At 63.0% G+C, this 495-nt stretch carries 1 protein-coding gene; it reads right to left on the reverse strand.

From position 1 onward, the window contains the following. The coding region (locus AACY08_RS28965; RefSeq protein WP_339472512.1) for a DNA gyrase subunit A at positions 1-495 on the reverse strand (495 nt) is incomplete at both ends.

Below are 495 nucleotides of genomic sequence, written 5' to 3' on the forward strand. Positions count from 1 at the left end.
CAGCCCGGCCCGCTCCGCTTCCAGCGTGTCGCGCTCCTTGCGCAACTCCATTTCCTCCAGCCGCCGCAAGCTGCGCAGCCGCATGTTGAGGATTGCCTCGGCCTGGCGCTCGTTCAGCTCGAACTCGGCCATCATCACCGGCTTGGGCTCATCCTCGGTGCGGATGATCTCGATCACGCGGTCGAGATTGAGATAGGCGACGATATAGCCGTGCAGAAGCTCGATCCGGTCGGCGATCTTCGACAGCCGGTGCGTGGTGCGCCGTTGCAGCACGATGAACTGATGCGCCACCCATTCCTGCAACGCCTGGCGCAGGCTCATCACGCGCGGGGTGCGGTTGGCGTCGAGCACGTTGAGGTTGAGGCTGAAGCGGACTTCCAGGTCCGACATCTTGAACAGGCTTTCCATCAGCATGTCGGCCTCGACCGTGCGGCTGCGCGGTTCGATGACGATGCGGATTTCCGAATCCGATTCATCGCGGATGTCGGCCAGGAT

Source organism: Pseudomonas sp. EL_65y_Pfl1_R83 (assembly GCF_963970695.1).
GTDB lineage: Bacteria > Pseudomonadota > Gammaproteobacteria > Pseudomonadales > Pseudomonadaceae > Aquipseudomonas > Aquipseudomonas tritici.